We start from the raw sequence: 17,002 nt of genomic DNA on the forward strand, positions 1-17,002 counted from the left end.
GCCGTGCCTCGGCCGACCTAGTCCAGCCAGTGCTGACGGCCGGTGCCGATGAGCCGCATCTGACGCTCCGCCACCTGGCAGACGCGCTCCCGTTCCTCCGCGGGTGCCTCCAGGGCTTCCAGGAACAGGGAGGCCGTGATCAGCATCTGGTCCACGTAGAGATTGGCCAGCATCAGCAGGTCGTCGTCGCTCCAGCCGACGGACACCGGGTCCTTGGCCAGCTCGTCCTTCACCTCCTGCCCGAACCGGGCCAGTTGCTCCCGGATGGCCTCCCGGACCGGCTGGACCCCGCCATGTCGCTCCCGGGCGATGAAACGGACGTGGGCGGGGTACGCGTCCACATGGCCGGCGATCAACTCGACCGCGCGCTGGATGCGTTGAGTGTGGTCGTCGGACGTGGACACCGTCGTCCGGATCATCGGGTGCAGGCTGCCCAGCGCCTCCTCGACCAGGGCCACACCGAGATCCGCGGTGGAGCGGAAGTGCCGGTAGAAGGCGGTCGGGGCGACGCCCACGGCCCGCGTGACCTCACGCAGGCCCAGGCTGCTCAGGCTCTGCTCCTCCAGCAGGACGAGCGCCGCGTCCAGGAGCGCCTGTCGGGTCTTCTGCTTCTGTGCCTGCCGGATGCCGAGGGTGTGACTCATGTCATCCAGTTAACAACTGTTCTCCGTAATTGGAAAGCCGTAGGACGCGCTAGACTCTGGAGTCAGTGAACAACTGTAACCACAACTGTTCACCCAAACGTAACGACCCACGCAACGACAGCCGTATCGGAGGGGGATCCGTCCCATGCTGTTCCTCGTCGCCGCACTCATGCTGCTCGGCGTCGTCCTGGGCACCGTCGCCCACGCGCCGTTCACCTTCACCGCCGTCGCCGCCGCCGTGATCGCCGTCTGGCTGGGCGTCTTCGCGCTCCGCGAGCGCCACGCCCGCCGCCGCACCCCGTCCCACTGACCGCCGCCCCACCGTCCCCAGGAGCACTGATCACCATGCAGCTCACCGCGCAGGCCACCCCCCGCACCGGCGCCCGTGACGCCGACGGCATGGCTGTGGCGTCCTTCGTCCTCGGCCTCCTCGGCCTTCTCGTCCTCAACGTCTTCCTCGGCCCGATCGCCATCGTCCTGGCCTCGGTGGCCCTGTGGCGCGGCACCACCCGCCGCGGGCGCGCCTACCTGGGCCTCGGACTCGGCGTGGCCGACCTGCTGGTCCTGGTGGCCTTCATGCAGTTCGACAGCACGGTGTCCTGGAACCTCTGAGGCCGCCGGCACCGGCCGGTCCTGGCCTGAGGGCGCCCGTCTGCGACCCGTAGAATCGGCGTCACCATGGCATACCTCGACCACGCCGCGACCACCCCGATGCTTCCCGAGGCGGTCGAGGCACTCAGCGCCCACCTCGGCGCCACCGGCAACGCCTCTTCCCTCCACGCATCCGGCCGCAAGGCCCGTCGCACGGTCGAGGAATCCCGCGAGACCCTCGCGGAGGCGCTCGGCGCCCGCCCCAGCGAGATCGTCTTCACCTCCGGCGGCACGGAGGCCGACAACCTCGCCGTGAAGGGCCTGTACTGGTCCCGGCGCGACGCGGACCCCGCAAGGACGCGGGTCCTCGCGAGCCCGGTCGAACACCACGCGGTCCTCGACGCCGTCCACTGGCTCGGCGAACACGAGGGCGCCACCGTCGAGTACCTCCCCGTCGACAAGCACGGCCGGGTCCACCCCGACGCGCTGCGCGAGGCCATCGCCCAGAGCCCCGACGACGTCGCCCTGGCCACGGTCATGTGGGCCAACAACGAGATCGGCACCGTGTTTCCGGTCCGTGAACTCGCCGGCGTCGCAGCCGAGTTCGGCATCCCGCTGCACGCCGACGCCGTCCAGGCCTTCGGCCAGATCCCCGTCGACTTCGGCGCCTCCGGGCTCGCCGCGATGACGGTCTCGGGCCACAAGATCGGCGGCCCGTACGGCATCGGAGCGCTCGTCCTCGGCCGTGAATGGACCCCGGTACCCGTCCTGCACGGCGGCGGCCAGGAGCGCCACGTCCGCTCCGGCACCCTCGACGTCCCCGCCATCGCCTCCTTCGCCGTGGCCGGCCGCCTCGCCGCCGAACAGCGCGAGTGGTTCGAGATCGAGATCGGCACCCTGCGCGACGCCCTGGTCGAAGCGGTCCGTACGGCGGTCCCGGACGCGATCCTCGGCGGCGACCCGGCGCCGGGGGGCCGTCTTCCGGCCAACGCCCACTTCACCTTCCCCGGCTGCGAGGGCGACTCCCTGCTCCTCCTCCTGGACGCCCAGGGCATCGAGTGCTCCACCGGCTCCGCCTGCACCGCGGGCGTCGCCCAGCCCAGCCATGTCCTGCTGGCCACCGGCACCGACCCCGACCTGGCCCGCGGCACCCTGCGCTTCTCCCTCGGCCACACCTCCACCGAGGCCGACGTCGAGGCGGTCGCCAAGGCCATCGGCCCGGCGGTGGAACGCGCCCGCGCGGCAGGGCTGACGTAACGGAACCGAAGCAACGCACCCGAAGCAACGCACCCGAAGCTACGCACCCGAAGCTACGGACCCGAAGCAGGACCCTCCGGGTGCGAACCGCTGCCTCTGCGCGTTCCTGATCGCCTCCGCGCCCGCCCTGGGCCAGAGGCTGCCACCGGCCCCGGCCCCGGCCCCGGCCCTGGCCCCGGCGCCGGCGGCAGCCGTGCTCCGGTCTCAGCTCTCCGTGACCATGAGGGAGGCCATCATCCCCTCGTCCTCGTGCTGGAGCAGATGGCAGTGGAGCATGTACATGTACGTGTCGTCGGCGAAGTCCGTGAACTCCATCGCGATCACGATCTCCCCGCCGCCGACCACCTCGAACGTGTCGTACCAGCCGAGATCGACCCCGGTGGGCTCCTCGCCGTTGATGGAGACGAGCTGATAGGGCACGTCGTGCAGATGGAACGAGTGCTCCAGCTGACTCGCGTTGGTGATCGTCCAGACCTCCTTCGCGCCCAGCGTGGTGCTGATCATGGCCATGCTGGACATGGTGAGCCCGGCCGAACCGTTGATCTTCATCGTCGCGCCCGTGTTGCTGAGCGTGATGGTGCGGGCCGTGAAGTCCGAGGTGTCGTACCGCTCGATGGTGTTGAGGGTGCTCGGCAGGTCGTCCGGGGTGTCGGTGCCGCCCGCCGTGACGGTGAGGAAGTCGTACGTGCCGGAGCCGCCGCGGATCCAGCCGGTCGTGATGACCACCTGGAGGGTGACGTCCGCGGTGACGTCCATGACGAACTCGGCGCGCGCCCCGGCCACCAGCCGGATGGCGGTCACCTCGGCCGCCTCGGCCAGATAGCCCTGGTCGGTGGCGATCTGGGTCAGCGTGCCCCCGTCGCTGCGCTGGATGGTGATGATGTCGGAGGGCGAGGCGTTGAGCGCCCGGAAGCGGTTGCGGGTCTTCGTGGCGGCGAAGGCGAGGGTGGTGTCGTCGACGTTCTCGCCGTTCACCAGCACCGGGAAGCTGAGGCCGGAGCTGAGGTAGCCGCTCTGGTCGTACTTGATGTCACCGGCGCTGTCCACGGCCAGGCACTGGAAGACGAGCGGGATGTCGTCCACCCCGTAGTCGCCGGGCAGCGCGGCGGAGGTGTCGGAGTCGTCCTCCACGATGATCATCCCGGCGAGGCCGTGGGTGGCCTGCTTGGCCGTGGTGCCCAGGGCGTGCGGGTGGTACCAGAGGGTCTTGGCCTCGTCCAGGACCGTGAAGGTGGGGGACCAGGTCGTCCCGGCGGAGAAGGCGTTCTGCGGCCCGCCGTCCATCTTGGGCGGGACGTGGACGCCGTGGAAGTGGACGGTGGTGTCCTCGGACAGATTGTTGGTGATGTTCAGCAGCACGGTGTCGCCCTTGGTCCACTTCAGGGTGGGGCCGAGGAACGACTGGTTGTAACCCGCGGTGGTGCTGGTGACCCCGCTGAGCACTTCGGCGCTGCCGGTCTGTGCCGCCAGGGTGAAGGTGGTGGTGCCGTCGGACGTGGTGCCCTCCAGCAGGTCCGGGATGGTGAGGGTGCCGTCCGTCGCGGCGGCCGCCTTGCTGCGGGTGCCCTCGGTCAGCAGCGAGAAGGCGGCTCCCGCCGCTCCCACGGCGCCGAGGCCCACCCCGGCCATTCCGCCGAGGAACTTCCGCCGGTGCAGACCCTTCTTGTGGCCTCTGCTCTCCTTGGAATGCTCGGGCTTGGCCCCCAGGCCGTCTGTGGTGTGTGTCATGGCCGGGGAGCCTCGACCCAAGGGCTGTGCGAGGACTGGGGCCAAGCTGGGTGCGAGCCCGGGAAACTGTGAAGGCGGGGCTCGAATCAACTCCCTTGTGGAAAAGCCGCGTTGACGATCCGCAGGTCATGATCGGGGCGCGGGACATGTCGGGCGCGCGATCCGCGCCGGAAGTTCATACCTGCGCGGGGGCCTGCCGCGCCTGCCGCACCAGCTTCATGTACCGGTCCCAGTCCCAGTGTTCGCCCGGGTCGGTGTGGTCCGTCCCCGGCACCTCGACATGGCCGATGATGTGCTCGCGGTCGACGGGGATGTCGTACCGCACGCATATCCGGGCCGTGAGCCGGGCCGAGGCCGCGTACATCCGGTCCGTGAAGTCCTCGGGCCGGTCGACGAATCCCTCGTGCTCGATGCCCACACTGCGTTCGTTGTAGGAGCGGTTGCCCGCGTGGTACGCCACGTCCAGCTCGCGGATCATCTGCGTGATGCGGCCGTCCTTGCCGACGATGTAGTGCGCCGCCGCGCCGTGCCCCGGGTCCTGGAACACCTTGACCGCGCTCGCGAAACTGCCCTGGGTGACATGGATGACCACCATGTCTATGCCGTAGTCGTCGGGCCGGTCCGCGCGCCGCCAGTTCGCTTCCGAGGCCGCCACCCACCGCGCGCCGCCGAAGTCGACCGCGCCCTCGACCCGCGGCTTCTCCACTCCCGGCGCCCGCCACCACAGCCGCGCCAGCTCGTCCCGGGCGAGCACGGCCGAGCCCACGGCGGCGGCCGTCCCGCCGACGAGCAGAGCGCGGCGACCGATGCGCCGGTCGCCGTCCTCGGATGCTGGTTTCGCCCCCATGTGATCGTCAACGGATACGCGTGGGCTTCGGTTCCCGCGCCCCCGTACTCTTGAGGGGTTATGACTGACACCACGCCGCGCCCCCTTCGTGTACTCGCCGCCATGTCCGGCGGAGTGGACTCCGCCGTCGCCGCCGCCCGCGCCGCCGAGGCCGGCCATGACGTGACCGGCGTCCACCTCGCGCTCTCCGCGAACCCCCAATCGTTCCGCACCGGCGCGCGTGGCTGCTGCACCATCGAGGACTCACGCGACGCCCGCCGCGCCGCCGACGTCATCGGCATCCCGTTCTACGTCTGGGACCTCGCCGACCGCTTCCGCGAGGACGTCGTCGAGGACTTCGTCGCCGAGTACGAGGCCGGCCGCACGCCCAACCCCTGTCTGCGCTGCAACGAGAAGATCAAGTTCGCCGCGCTCCTCGACAAGGCGCTGGCGCTGGGCTTCGACGCGGTGTGCACCGGTCACTACGCGAAGGTGGTCACGCTCGCGGACGGCTCCCGGGAGCTGCACCGCGCCTCCGACATGGCGAAGGATCAGTCGTACGTCCTCGGGGTCCTGGACGAGAAGCAGCTGGCGCACGCCCTGTTCCCGCTCGGTGACACCGTCACCACCAAGGACGAGATCCGCGCCGAGGCCGAGCGCCGGGGCCTCGCCGTCGCCAAGAAGCCCGACTCGCACGACATCTGCTTCATCGCCGACGGCGACACCCAAGGCTTCCTCGCCTCGCGCCTCGGCAGGGCGGAGGGCGACATCGTCGACGAGGCGGGCGCGAAGATCGGCACCCACGAGGGCGCGTACGGCTTCACGATCGGCCAGCGCAAGGGGCTGCGCATCGGCACCCCGGCAGCCGACGGCAAGCCGCGCTACGTCCTCGACATCTCGCCGGTGAACAACACGGTGACGGTCGGCCCGGCCGCTGCCCTGGACGTCACGGCCCTGAGCGCGATCAAGCCCCGCTGGTGCGGCGCGGCCCCGACCGGCCCCGGCACCTACACCGCCCAGCTCCGCGCCCACGGCGGCGAGACCGAGGTGACGGCGGAGCTGGTGGACGGCCGGCTGCGCGTGTCCTTCGCGGAGCCCGTCCGCGGGGTGGCCCCCGGCCAGGCGATCGTCCTGTACGACGGCACGCGCGTGGTGGGGTCGGCGACGATCGCGTCGACGGTACGGGCCACGGCGGGCGTGTCCTGACGACCCACCGGACGCCGTGCGGGCGCCGGAGGCCGAGGACGCCGGCACGCGCGTGCGGCGGTGGAGAGCCTCCGCGGGCAAGCACGGTCCTGCGCGCTTGCCCGGCCTGAGAACGGCCCGCGCGCGTACGGGGCCCCACCCGCGTGTCCGTGGGGTGCCGACGTGCGCGCCGATCGCCGCCCCCACGCCCACGCGCACGCCAAGGTGTCCCGCCGCGTATGCGTACGCCCACATCCCGCCATCCGCGTCCGTCCAGGCCCCGCCTTGTACGCGTACGCCCACGTCCTGCCACCTGCGCGTGCCCGGGCCGTCAGTCGGCGAAGAACTCCGTCAGTACCGGTGCCAGGGCCGTCGGGTCGACCATGTGGGTCTGGCCCTCCAGGACGCGGTACGAGCCCATCGGGGCCGCCTCCGCGACCGCCCGGGTGCCCTCGCGCATCCACTCGGGGCTCGCGCCGCCCGCGACGGCCAGCACCGGGACGGTGATCGCGGCCAGCCGCTCCCGGGGGACGAGACCGCCGGCCATGACCGCGTTGTCGTAGGCGAGCGTCGGTGCGACGGACTCCATGCCGGGCCACATGGGGGACTGGCGGGCGCCCTGGATCATCTGCTCGCCCATGCCGGTGAGCCGCAGGAACAGCTCCACCGCGTCCCCGCGTCGCCCCTCCGCGAGTGCCGCCTCGAGACCCCGGGTGTACTCGGCGTTGAGCTCGGCGCCGCCGTCCAGGAAGTCCGCGAACGGCGTCTCGTACACGGCGACCCGGCGCACCGGCAGTCCGCTCGCCGCGGCCTCCAGGACCAGCGCACCGCCGGACGAGATGCCGCACAGGCACGCCTCGCCGCCGACCGCCTCGATGACGGAGGCGAGGTCCTCCACCTCACGGGCCACCGCGTAGGGGGCCGTGTCACCGCTCCGGCCGCGGCCCCGGCGGTCGTACACGAGGACGTCGAACCGCTCGGACAGCGGCACGGCCAGGGGCGCGACCGTGCCGCCCGTGGACATCGCGCCGCTGACGAGGATGACGGCCGGGCCCTGCCCGGTGCGTTCGTACGCGATCGGCGTGCCGTCGCGCGAGAGGGTCTTCTTGTCCATGCCTGTCGAGACTGCCGTACGGCGGCGGAGTCGTCGGTCAGGACACGTCGACCTCGTAGAAACAGAGGTGGTCCTTGATCTCGGCGACGGCGGGCTTCGGCTCGGGATAGGACCACACCAGGTCGGGTGCGTCCGGCAGGGACCAGTAGGACGCGGTCCCCTTGAAGGGGCAGTAGGTGTGGGTGTCGGAGGGGGTCAGCAGGTCGAGCCGTACGTCCTCGGCGGGGAGGTAGTACCGCGCGGGGCAGCCCGTCTCCCTGAGGATCAGCGGGCGGGCGCTCTCCGCGAGGACCTGGTCGCCGTGCACCACGCGCACGTGCTGGTCGGCTTGCTCGATGGTGATCGTGTGTCCTTCGGCCATACCGGAAGAGCGCTCGCGGGCCCCCGGTTCTTCCCGCGTACGGTGGCGTCATGCGAATCTGCGTCTTCCTCTCCGCCGCCGACCTCGACGACCGTTACACCCGCCCCGCGCGGGAGTTCGCGAAGCTGCTGGGCAAGGGCGGCCACACCCTGGTGTGGGGCGGCTCGGACGTGGGCCTGATGAAGGTGGTCGCGGACGGCGTGCAGGAGGCGGGCGGACGGCTCGTCGGGGTCTCCGTGGAGTTCCTGGCGTCCAAGGTCCGTCCGGGCGTCGACGAGATGGTGATCACCAAGGACCTCGCCGAACGCAAGAGGCTGCTCCTGGAGAAGGCCGACGCCGTGGTGATCATGGTGGGCGGCACGGGCACGCTCGACGAGGCGACCGAGATCCTGGAGCTGAAGAAGCACGGGCACACCGAGAAGCCGGTCGTGCTGCTGAACACCGCGGGTTTCTACGACGGGTTGAAGGAACAGTTCCGGCGGATGGAGGACGAGGGCTTCCTGCCCCGCCCCCTCACCGAGCTGGTGTTCTTCGCGGAGGAGCCGGTCGGGGCGCTGGCGTACCTGGAGGAGTCGCTCGGTACGCCGTGACGCGGTGATGCGAGCATGACGGCATGGCTACACATGTGATCACCGGAGCGGGCTCCGGCATCGGCGCGGCGGTGGCCCGGCGGCTGCACGCGCGCGGGGACGAACTCGTGCTGCACGCGCGTGACGCGGGCCGTGCGAAGGAGCTGGCGGCGCAGTTCCCGGGAGCCCGGACGCTGGTCGGTGACCTGGCCGACCCGGACAAGCTGAGCTGGGCCTTCTCGCACCAGTCGCTGCCGGACCGGGTGGAGTCCCTGCTGCACATCGCGGGCGTGGTCGACCTCGGCCCGGTGGGCGACCTGACCCCGAAGGCCTGGCGCCACCAGCTGAACGTCAACCTGGTCTCCCCGGCCGAGCTGACCCGCCACTTCCTGCCCCAGCTCCGGGCGGCCCGGGGCCATGTGGTGTTCGTGAACTCGGGCGCGGGCCTGAACGCGCACGCCGACTGGTCCGCGTACGCCGCCTCCAAGCACGGCCTGAAGGCCCTGGCGGACTCCCTGCGCCACGAGGAGCACGCGAACGGCGTCCGCGTCACCTCGGTCTACCCCGGCCGCACGGCGAGCCCCATGCAGGCCAAGGTCCACCAGCAGGAGGGCAAGGACTACGACCCCTCGCGGTGGATCGACCCGGAGTCGGTCGCGACGACGATCCTGACGGCGATCGACCTCCCGCGCGACGCGGAGATCAACGACCTGACGGTCCGCCCTGGTCGCTGACGGCACAGGTGGGGGCGAGAACCGGCGAGGACCTTCTCCTGTCCCGTACGTAGGCTTCGGGTGTGACCGCAGACCTTCGCTTCGCCCCCGCCACCGGCATCGGCTCCCTCCCCGGCGGCGACGCCCGTGAGGCCGCCAGGACGGCCACCGGCTCCTTCGAGGCCTTCCCCTTCCTGCCCGAACTCCCCGCCCGCGGCCCCGGCGCCGACATGATCGGCCGTACCGCGGGCATGCTCGTCGAGCTGTACGCGCGCGTGGAGCCCAGCGGTTGGCGGCTCGGGGACCGGCCGGGCCGGGACACCAAGCGGGCCCGGTCCTGGCTGGGGGAGGACCTCGACGCGCTGGAGGAGTTCACCCAGGGGTACGAGGGGCAGCTGAAGGTGCAGGCCGTCGGGCCCTGGACGCTCGCCGCCGCGCTGGAGCTGAGGAACGGCGAGGTCGCCCTCTCCGACCCCGGCGCCTGCCGGGACCTCGCGGCCTCGCTCGCGGAGGGGCTGCGGCTGCACCTGGAGGAGGTCCGGCGTCGGGTTCCCGGCGCGCAGGTCGTGCTCCAGCTCGACGAGCCCTCCCTCATCGCCGTCCTGCGGGGCCAGGTGAGGAGCGCGAGCGGCTATCGGACCCACCGGGCCGTGGACCGGCAGGTCGTCGAGGCCGGCCTGCGCGACGTCGTCGGGGTTCACGCCGGCGGCCCCGTCGTGGTCCACTCGTGCGCACCGGACGTCCCCTTCGCCCTGCTGCGAAGGGCGGGCGCGGCGGCGGTCTCCTTCGACTTCTCGCTCCTCACCGAGCGTGACGACGACGCGATCGGCGAGGCGGTGGAAGGGGGGACGAGGCTCTTCGCCGGTGTCGTGCCGGGCACGGACACGGCATTGTCAGACCCTGCCGGTAGCGTCATGGGTGTCAGGACGCTGTGGCGCAGGCTGGGGCTGCATCCGGGACTTCTCGCGGAGGCGGTCACCCTCACTCCGGCGTGCGGACTCGCGGGGGCCTCCCCCGGGTACGCGCGCCAGGCTCTCGCCCACTGCGTCCAGGCGGCGAGATCCCTCGCGGACAACCCAGAGTAACGGGAGGACAACACGGTGGCCGGCGACAAGCAAGCGGAGACGACGGTGCCCGCCGAGGCGCGGGAGAAGCACGCGAAGCTCGCTGAGCAGATCGAGGAGCACCGCTTCCGGTACTACGTGAACGACGCGCCGGTCATCAGCGACGCCGACTTCGACAAGCTCCTGCGCTCCCTCGAAGCCCTCGAGGAGGAGTACCCCGAGCTGCGGACCCCGGACTCGCCGACCCAGAAGGTCGCGGGGGCGTACGAGACCGAGTTCACCTCCGTCCAGCACCGCTCCCGCATGCTCTCCCTGGACAACGCCTTCAGTGACGAGGAGCTGGCGGCCTGGGCGGAGCGGGTGGCCAAGGACGTCGGCACCACCGACTACCACCTGCTGTGCGAGCTCAAGGTCGACGGCCTCGCCGTCAACCTCACCTACGAGCACGGCCGCCTCACCCGCGCGGCGACCCGCGGCGACGGCCGCACCGGCGAGGACATCACGCCCAACGTCCGCACCATCGCCGAGATCCCGGACCGCCTCACCGGCGACAAGGTCCCCGACCTCGTGGAGATCCGCGGCGAGGTCTACTTCCCGATGGAGAAGTTCGAGGAGCTCAACGCGCGCCTGGTCGAGGCCGGCGACAAGCCCTTCGCCAACCCGCGCAATGCGGCGGCCGGTTCGCTGCGCCAGAAGGACCCGCGCGTCACCGCCACCCGCCCCCTCCACATGGTCGTGCACGGCATCGGCGCACTGGAGGGCTTCGACGGCATGACCCGCCTCTCCCAGGGCTACGACCTCCTCAAGTCCTGGGGCCTGCCCACCGCCAAGCACAACAAGGTGGTCGACGGCCTCGACGGCGTAAGGGAGTTCATCGCCTACTTCGGCGAGAACCGGCACTCCGTGGAGCACGAGATCGACGGGGCCGTCGTCAAGCTCGACGAGATCCCGCTCCAGGGCCGCCTCGGCTCCACCTCCCGCGCCCCGCGCTGGGCGATCGCGTACAAGTACGCGCCCGAGGAGGTCAACACCAAGCTCATCAACATCCGTGTCGGCGTGGGCCGTACGGGCCGGGTCACGCCGTACGCCCAGGTCGAGCCGGTGACGGTGGCAGGCTCCGAGGTCGAGTTCGCCACCCTGCACAACCAGGACGTCGTCAAGCTGAAGGGTGTCCTCATCGGCGACACCGTGGTGCTGCGCAAGGCCGGTGACGTCATCCCGGAGATCCTCGGCCCGGTCGTCGACCTGCGCGACGGCAGCGAGCGTGAGTTCGTGATGCCGAGCGAGTGCCCCGAGTGCGGCACGGCGCTGCGGCCCATGAAGGAGGGCGACGTCGACCTGCGCTGCCCGAACGCCCGTTCCTGCCCGGCGCAGCTGCGGGAGCGTCTGTTCTACCTCGCGGGCCGCAAGTCCCTGGACATCGAGCACTTCGGCTATGTCGCCGCGGCCGCCCTCACCGCGCCGCTGGAGCCGAAGCAGCCTCCGCTGACCGACGAGGGCGACCTGTTCGACCTCACCATCGAACAGCTGCTGCCCATCAAGGCGTACGTCCTCGACCAGGACAGCGGTCTGCCCAAGCGCGACCCGAAGACCGGCGAGGAGAAGGTCGCCACCGTCTTCGCCAACCAGCAGGGCGAGCCGAAGAAGAACGCCGTCGCCATGCTGGAGAACATCGCGGCCGCCAAGGACCGCCCGCTCGCCCGCGTCCTGACCGGTCTGTCGATCCGCCATGTCGGCCCGGTCGCCGCCGAGGCCCTCGCGCGCGGCTTCCGCTCGATCGAGCGCATCGAGCAGGCGAGCGAGGAGGAGCTGGCCAACACCGACGGCGTCGGCACGATCATCGCGAAGTCCCTCAAGGAGTGGTTCGCGGAGGACTGGCACCAGGAGATCCTGCGCAAGTGGAAGGCCGCGGGAGTGCGCATGGAGGAGGAGGGCTCGGGGGAGGACGAGGGCCCGCGTCCCCTCGAAGGGCTCACCGTCGTCGTCACCGGCACCCTGGAGCGCTTCACCCGCGACGGGGCCAAGGAGGCACTGCAGACCAGGGGGGCGAAAGTGACCGGTTCGGTTTCGAAGAAGACGTCTTTCGTGGTCGTGGGTGACAATCCAGGGTCTAAGTACGACAAGGCGATGCAACTCAAGGTGCCTGTTCTGAACGAGGACGGCTTCGACGTGCTGCTGGAACAGGGCCCGGAAGCGGCCACCGATGTGGCGCTTCCCACGGAGGAGTAGCGGGGAGCGGCGGTTGAAGGCCACCCGATCGGCGCATACCAGATGCATACGGGTGGCCGGGGCGCATTCGGGCAACCGTCGACGACCGCTGCCCGTGGAAGCCTTCTGCGGCCTACTGTTGAGATGTGCGCCTGCCGTGCCCAGCTGCGGTCGGGGCATCCCCTTGCTCCTGATGAGCAAGGGGAAGGGTTTTCCAACGCGGCGCCGTCGAGGGTTTTGTCGGGCGAACGAGCCGCGTGGCGTGGGCACCGCCGGCTGTGAGAGGGACGGGAATGGAACCGACCGATAGCGCCGCCCCGGACTCACGGCTGCGCCGGCTCGCCGGCGCATGGCGGACGAGCCGGTGGGGAGCCGGGCGGCCTTCGGAGCGTCCGGGAGCGGAGGGGCGCGCCGCCGGACCCTACACCGCGGCCCGCGGCCCCGGTGCACCACAGCTCACCGCCGAGCGCGCCGCCGGCCTGCCGCACTCCGAATCCGACCGGCACCTGTCCTGGCCCGCCCTGCCCACGGCGGTCGTCGCGGCGGCCGGCTTCGTGCTGGGCGCGGGCTTCTACCGGGCCTTCACCGGCGGCCACGCCCTCTTCCCGTCCGGCACCGTCGGCTGGTCGCTGGCGGTGCTGACCGGAGTCATCGTCGGCCATCTGGTCGCCCTCGGCCGCGCCCGCTGGTGGGGCGGCACCGGCTCGGGCGCCGCCCTGACCCTCGCCGTCCTGCTGCTGTACGGCTGGGTGCCCGCCGGCATGGTCAGCCTCACCGTCGTCCTGCTGGTCGGCATAGCCAGGCGCCACCGCTGGCGGCAGGGCATCCTGCACGGCGCGGTGGACATCCTCGGCATAGCCACCGGCGCCCTGGTCCTCGCCGTGTTCGGCCAGTCGCCGTCCGTCGAGACCCCCTGGAACCCCGACAGCTGGACCTTCTACACCGGCCCCGAAGTGGTCCTGGTCGCCATCGCCTACCTCGCGGTCACCCGGACCCTGGGCTGGTACCTGCACTCCTCGCGGCACGCGGGTCTGCCCACCGTGGCCCGCACCGCCCTGGTCAGACAGGGTCTGGTCGCGGTCGCGCTGCTCGGCATCGCCCCGCTGGTCTGCGTGGTCGCCGCCGCCAAGCCCCTGCTGCTCCCGCTGTTCGCGATCCCACTCATCGCCCTCGACTCCACCCTGTGGATGGCCCGGGCCCGCGCCGAGGAGCAGCTGCGCGACCCGCTGACCGGACTGCCCAACCGGCAGTGGCTCCTGGAGCGCATCTGGACCGCCCTGGACGACGCCGAACGCATCGGCGCCCGGTCCGCCCTGATGCTCATCGACCTCGACCGTTTCCGCTCGGTCAACGACACCCTCGGCCACCTCGCCGGCGACCGGCTCCTCCTGCAGATCGCCGACCGGCTGCGGATCGCCCTGCCGCGCGGGGCGGAGGCGGCGCGGCTCGGCGGCGACGAGTTCGCCGTCTTACTGCCGGTCGCCGACTCCACGACCTCCGCGACCCGGGTCGCCCGCAACCTGGTCGCCGCCCTCAGCTCCCCGCTCGACCTCGACGGACTCACCCTCGTCCTGGAGGCCAGCGCCGGGGTCGCCGTCTTCCCCGACCACGCCCTGGATGCCGAGGGGCTGCTGCGCCGCGCCGACGTGGCGATGTACCAGGCCAAGCGGGACCGTACGGGAGTGGAGGTGTACGAGTCCAAGCGGGACTCCAACACCCCCGACCGGCTCGGGCTCCTGGGCGATCTGCGCCGGGCCCTGGACGCGCACGAGGTGCAGCTGCACTACCAGCCCAAGGTCCGCTTCGACGGACAGGTCGCCGGCCTGGAGGCCCTGGTGCGCTGGGTGCACCCGGAGCGCGGGAAGGTACCGCCGGACGAGTTCATCGCCATCGCCGAGTCGTCCGGCCTGATGCCCCACCTCACCGAGTACGTCCTCGACACGGCCCTCGCCCAGGTCGCCGAGTGGCGGGCGCAAGGCCTGTTCGTGCCGGTGGCGGTCAACGTCTCCCCGCGTGACGTCCACACCCCGGGCTTCGCCGGCTCCGTCGCCGCCCGGCTGGCCCGGCACGGCGTCCCGGCGGGAGCGCTCCAACTGGAGATCACCGAACACGTCCTGCTGGAGGACCCCTCGCGGGCCGCGGACACCCTCGCCGCGCTGACCGGGCACGGCGTGAAGATGTCCCTGGACGACTTCGGCACCGGTTACTCCTCCCTGGTCCACCTGCGCCGCCTCCCCGTCAGCGAACTGAAGATCGACCGCTCGTTCGTGGCCAAGCTGGCCGTCGACACCGAGGACGCGGAGATCGTCCGCTGCACGGTCGACCTCGCCCACTCCCTGGGCCTCCTGGTCGTGGCGGAGGGCGTCGAGGACGACGAGACCTGGGAGCGTCTGCGCGACATGGGCTGCGACGCCGTACAGGGCTGGCTGGTGGCGGCGGCGATGCCGCCGGAGGAGACGACGGCGTGGCTGCGGGCGCGGGGTTCGCGCGGTTGGCAGCGTCCTCGGGCGGCCCTGCCGGCGGCCGAGTAGCCGTTCCCGCCCGCACCGCCGGTGCGGGTTTCGTGGCAGGGTGCGGGTGGCCCCGGTGGGGCTCGATCGGCGTCGGCGGCCGCGGCCCGGCAAACCGTTTAACGGCCCGAGCCCCCCGCCCCCTAGGATTGAGCCCAAACCACACACACTCACCCCAGAGGATCGCTGCATGCCTGGCATCACGCGCGAGGAGGTCGCCCACCTCGCACGGCTGGCGCGTCTGGAGCTGAAGCCCGAAGAGCTCGAGCACTTCGCAGGACAGCTGGACGACATCATCGGCGCGGTCGCACGCGTCAGTGAGGTCGCCGACCAAGACGTACCGCCGACCTCGCACCCGCTCCCGCTGACGAACGTCATGCGGGCGGACGAGGTCCGTCCGTCGCTCACCCCCGAGCAGGCGCTCTCCGGCGCCCCGGCCCAGGAGCAGCAGCGTTTCAAGGTGCCGCAGATCCTGGGGGAGGACTAATCGCCATGACGGACATCATCAAGCTCACCGCCGCCGAGACCGCCGCGAGGATCGCTTCCGGTGAACTCACGGCCGTGCAGGTCACCGAGGCCCACCTGGCCCGGATCGAGGCCGTCGACGAGAAGGTGCACGCCTTCCTGCATGTCGACCGCGAAGGCGCCCTCGCACAGGCACGCGCCGTCGACGAGAAGCGGGCGAAGGGCGAGAAGCTCGGCCCGCTCGCCGGCGTCCCGCTCGCGCTGAAGGACATCTTCACCACCGAGGGCATCCCGACGACCGTCGGCTCGAAGATCCTCGAGGGCTGGATCCCGCCGTACGACGCGACCCTCACCAAGCGGCTGAAGGCCGCCGACGTCGTCATCCTCGGCAAGACCAACATGGACGAGTTCGCCATGGGGTCGTCGACGGAGAACAGCGCCTACGGCCCGACCGGCAACCCCTGGGACCTCACCCGGATCCCCGGCGGCTCCGGCGGCGGTTCCTCCGCCGCGCTGGCCTCGCACATGGCCCCCCTCGCCATCGGCACCGACACCGGCGGCTCCATCCGCCAGCCGGCCGCCGTCACCGGCACGGTCGGCGTCAAGCCGACGTACGGCGCGGTCTCCCGCTACGGCATGGTGGCGTTCTCCAGCTCCCTCGACCAGGGCGGCCCCTGCGCCCGTACGGTCCTGGACGCGGCGCTCCTCCACGAGGTCATCGCCGGGCACGACCCGCTGGACTCCACCTCCATCGACGCGCCGGTCCCGCCGGTCGTCGAGGCCGCCCGCAACGGCAGCGTCGAGGGCATGCGCGTCGGCGTCGTGAAGCAGTTCCGCGGTGAGGGCTACCAGGCCGGTGTCATCCAGCGCTTCGACGAGTCCGTCGCCCTCCTCAAGGAGCTGGGCGCCGAGATCGTCGAGCTGGACTGCCCGTCCTTCGACCTGGCGCTGTCGGCGTACTACCTGATCGCGCCCTCGGAGTGTTCCTCCAACCTCGCCCGCTTCGACGGCCTGCGCTACGGCCTGCGGACCGGCGACGACGGTACGCACTCGGCCGAGGAGGTCACCTCCCTCACCCGTGAGGCGGGCTTCGGCCCCGAGGTCAAGCGCCGCATCATGCTCGGGACGTACGCCCTTTCGAGTGGGTACTACGACGCGTACTACGGCTCCGCCCAGAAGGTCCGCACGCTCATCACCCGGGACTTCGAGAAGGCCTTCGAGCAGGTCGACGTGATCGTCTCCCCGACGACGCCGACCACCGCCTTCCCGATCGGCGAGCGCGCCGACGACCCGATGGCGATGTACCTCGCGGACCTGTGCACCATCCCGACCAACCTCGCGGGCAACGCGGCCATGTCGCTGCCCTGCGGTCTCGCCCCGGAGGACAACCTCCCGGTCGGCCTGCAGATCATCGCCCCGGCCCTGAAGGACGACCGTCTTTACAAGGTCGGCGCCGCCGTGGAAGCCGCCTTCGTGGAAAGGTGGGGCCACCCGCTCCTGGAGGAGGCACCGTCGCTGTGAGCAAGCTGACCAAGGCGAAGGACTTCAAGAAGTCCAAGTCCGGTACGTACCTGTCCATCGCCACCACGGCGTTCGGCGCCATCGGTGTCGCCAAGCGGCTCAAGAAGGCGCGCGCCGAGAGCGACACGCTGGTTCTGATCGACGCGACCGTGGCCGCCGTCGCCGTCGTCACCGGCCTCGCCGTCCTGTACCGCGAGCTGAAGCGGCTGGGCGACGACGACGTCCTGCTGGGCTGAGAGGGAATGC

General features: G+C 71.3%; 17 protein-coding genes. 12 read left to right on the top strand and 5 right to left on the bottom strand.

All coding sequences use genetic code 11. The features are described from left to right. Positions 1 to 17 precede the first annotated feature (17 nt). On the bottom strand, positions 18 to 644 hold the full coding sequence (locus IOD14_RS08295; protein ID WP_123991765.1) for a TetR family transcriptional regulator: 627 nt from the start codon (positions 642 to 644) through the stop codon (positions 18 to 20). 145 nt (positions 645 to 789) lie between these two features. Between IOD14_RS08295 and IOD14_RS08300 the strand changes: the two genes are divergently transcribed. From IOD14_RS08300 to IOD14_RS08310, 3 genes are all read left to right on the top strand, one after another. Then, complete coding sequence (locus tag IOD14_RS08300) at positions 790 to 954, top strand: hypothetical protein (protein WP_174269245.1); 165 nt, start codon at positions 790 to 792, stop codon at positions 952 to 954. Positions 955 to 989: 35 nt separating this feature from the next. After that, positions 990 to 1,256 carry a DUF4190 domain-containing protein gene (locus IOD14_RS08305; RefSeq protein WP_123991766.1) on the top strand — a complete coding sequence of 89 codons (267 nt, stop codon included), beginning with the start codon at positions 990 to 992 and terminating at the stop codon, positions 1,254 to 1,256. A gap of 66 nt (positions 1,257 to 1,322) precedes the next feature. Further along, entirely contained in the window at positions 1,323 to 2,492 is a 1,170-nt protein-coding gene (locus tag IOD14_RS08310) for a cysteine desulfurase family protein (RefSeq protein WP_212669971.1), read from the top strand. A gap of 204 nt (positions 2,493 to 2,696) precedes the next feature. On the opposite strand, the gene IOD14_RS08315 is transcribed toward IOD14_RS08310, so the two are convergent. Both IOD14_RS08315 and IOD14_RS08320 read right to left on the bottom strand, forming a co-directional pair. Beyond that, positions 2,697 to 4,220, bottom strand: a complete 1,524-nt coding sequence (locus tag IOD14_RS08315; RefSeq protein ID WP_249125867.1) for a multicopper oxidase domain-containing protein — start codon at positions 4,218 to 4,220, stop codon at positions 2,697 to 2,699. A gap of 175 nt (positions 4,221 to 4,395) precedes the next feature. Then, positions 4,396 to 5,067, bottom strand: a complete 672-nt coding sequence (locus IOD14_RS08320) for a peptidoglycan recognition family protein (protein ID WP_123991768.1) — start codon at positions 5,065 to 5,067, stop codon at positions 4,396 to 4,398. Between the two features lie 60 nt (positions 5,068 to 5,127). Between IOD14_RS08320 and mnmA the strand changes: the two genes are divergently transcribed. Next, a complete protein-coding gene (gene mnmA, locus IOD14_RS08325; protein WP_123991769.1) occupies positions 5,128 to 6,252 on the top strand; it encodes a tRNA 2-thiouridine(34) synthase MnmA in 1,125 nt (374 codons plus the stop codon). Positions 6,253 to 6,562: 310 nt separating this feature from the next. Here the strand turns inward: mnmA and IOD14_RS08330 are convergent, their stop codons facing one another. Together IOD14_RS08330 and IOD14_RS08335 are read right to left on the bottom strand one after the other, a co-directional pair. Then, complete coding sequence (locus IOD14_RS08330; RefSeq protein ID WP_212669972.1) at positions 6,563 to 7,345, bottom strand: alpha/beta hydrolase; 783 nt, start codon at positions 7,343 to 7,345, stop codon at positions 6,563 to 6,565. Positions 7,346 to 7,382: 37 nt separating this feature from the next. Then, on the bottom strand, positions 7,383 to 7,706 hold the full coding sequence (locus IOD14_RS08335) for a DUF427 domain-containing protein (RefSeq protein WP_020139928.1): 324 nt from the start codon (positions 7,704 to 7,706) through the stop codon (positions 7,383 to 7,385). Between the two features lie 50 nt (positions 7,707 to 7,756). On the opposite strand from IOD14_RS08335, the gene IOD14_RS08340 reads away from it, so the two are divergent. The 8 genes from IOD14_RS08340 to IOD14_RS08375 all read left to right on the top strand — a co-directional run bounded on the left by IOD14_RS08340 (position 7,757) and on the right by IOD14_RS08375 (position 16,992). Beyond that, a complete protein-coding gene (locus IOD14_RS08340; RefSeq protein ID WP_123991771.1) occupies positions 7,757 to 8,296 on the top strand; it encodes a TIGR00730 family Rossman fold protein in 540 nt (179 codons plus the stop codon). Between the two features lie 23 nt (positions 8,297 to 8,319). Beyond that, on the top strand, positions 8,320 to 9,009 hold the full coding sequence (locus IOD14_RS08345) for an SDR family oxidoreductase (protein WP_123991772.1): 690 nt from the start codon (positions 8,320 to 8,322) through the stop codon (positions 9,007 to 9,009). A 62-nt stretch (positions 9,010 to 9,071) separates the two neighbouring features. Then, on the top strand, positions 9,072 to 10,073 hold the full coding sequence (locus IOD14_RS08350) for a methionine synthase (RefSeq protein ID WP_212669973.1): 1,002 nt from the start codon (positions 9,072 to 9,074) through the stop codon (positions 10,071 to 10,073). A gap of 15 nt (positions 10,074 to 10,088) precedes the next feature. Next, entirely contained in the window at positions 10,089 to 12,281 is a 2,193-nt protein-coding gene (ligA, locus tag IOD14_RS08355) for an NAD-dependent DNA ligase LigA (RefSeq protein WP_123991774.1), read from the top strand. A gap of 272 nt (positions 12,282 to 12,553) precedes the next feature. Then, a complete protein-coding gene (locus IOD14_RS08360) occupies positions 12,554 to 14,791 on the top strand; it encodes a bifunctional diguanylate cyclase/phosphodiesterase (RefSeq protein ID WP_212669974.1) in 2,238 nt (745 codons plus the stop codon). A gap of 169 nt (positions 14,792 to 14,960) precedes the next feature. Then, entirely contained in the window at positions 14,961 to 15,257 is a 297-nt protein-coding gene (gatC, locus tag IOD14_RS08365) for an Asp-tRNA(Asn)/Glu-tRNA(Gln) amidotransferase subunit GatC (protein WP_007384860.1), read from the top strand. 5 nt (positions 15,258 to 15,262) lie between these two features. Next, entirely contained in the window at positions 15,263 to 16,756 is a 1,494-nt protein-coding gene (gene gatA, locus IOD14_RS08370) for an Asp-tRNA(Asn)/Glu-tRNA(Gln) amidotransferase subunit GatA (RefSeq protein WP_123991776.1), read from the top strand. After that, positions 16,753 to 16,992 (top strand): hypothetical protein, encoded by a 240-nt coding sequence (locus IOD14_RS08375; protein ID WP_031051298.1) that lies wholly within the window; start codon positions 16,753 to 16,755, stop codon positions 16,990 to 16,992. The genes gatA and IOD14_RS08375 overlap by 4 nt, the downstream gene beginning before the upstream one ends. Positions 16,993 to 17,002 lie beyond the last annotated feature (10 nt).

Origin of the sequence: Streptomyces sp. A2-16 (assembly GCF_018128905.1) — a bacterium.
Taxonomy (GTDB): Bacteria; Actinomycetota; Actinomycetes; order Streptomycetales; family Streptomycetaceae; genus Streptomyces.

Excerpts from the sequence above, each read along its gene's own strand:
- IOD14_RS08305 (WP_123991766.1), top strand. The coding sequence starts at position 990 with ATGCAGCTCACCGCGCAGGCCACCCCCCGCACCGGCGCCCGTGACGCC.
- IOD14_RS08315 (WP_249125867.1), bottom strand. The coding sequence starts at position 4,220 with ATGACACACACCACAGACGGCCTGGGGGCCAAGCCCGAGCATTCCAAG.
- IOD14_RS08360 (WP_212669974.1), top strand. The coding sequence starts at position 12,554 with ATGGAACCGACCGATAGCGCCGCCCCGGACTCACGGCTGCGCCGGCTC.
- IOD14_RS08340 (WP_123991771.1), top strand. The coding sequence starts at position 7,757 with ATGCGAATCTGCGTCTTCCTCTCCGCCGCCGACCTCGACGACCGTTAC.
- gatC (WP_007384860.1), top strand. The coding sequence starts at position 14,961 with ATGCCTGGCATCACGCGCGAGGAGGTCGCCCACCTCGCACGGCTGGCG.
- IOD14_RS08310 (WP_212669971.1), top strand. The coding sequence starts at position 1,323 with ATGGCATACCTCGACCACGCCGCGACCACCCCGATGCTTCCCGAGGCG.
- IOD14_RS08295 (WP_123991765.1), bottom strand. The coding sequence starts at position 644 with ATGAGTCACACCCTCGGCATCCGGCAGGCACAGAAGCAGAAGACCCGA.
- IOD14_RS08320 (WP_123991768.1), bottom strand. The coding sequence starts at position 5,067 with ATGGGGGCGAAACCAGCATCCGAGGACGGCGACCGGCGCATCGGTCGC.
- IOD14_RS08300 (WP_174269245.1), top strand. The coding sequence starts at position 790 with ATGCTGTTCCTCGTCGCCGCACTCATGCTGCTCGGCGTCGTCCTGGGC.
- IOD14_RS08330 (WP_212669972.1), bottom strand. The coding sequence starts at position 7,345 with ATGGACAAGAAGACCCTCTCGCGCGACGGCACGCCGATCGCGTACGAA.
- mnmA (WP_123991769.1), top strand. The coding sequence starts at position 5,128 with ATGACTGACACCACGCCGCGCCCCCTTCGTGTACTCGCCGCCATGTCC.
- IOD14_RS08345 (WP_123991772.1), top strand. The coding sequence starts at position 8,320 with ATGGCTACACATGTGATCACCGGAGCGGGCTCCGGCATCGGCGCGGCG.
- gatA (WP_123991776.1), top strand. The coding sequence starts at position 15,263 with ATGACGGACATCATCAAGCTCACCGCCGCCGAGACCGCCGCGAGGATC.
- IOD14_RS08335 (WP_020139928.1), bottom strand. The coding sequence starts at position 7,706 with ATGGCCGAAGGACACACGATCACCATCGAGCAAGCCGACCAGCACGTG.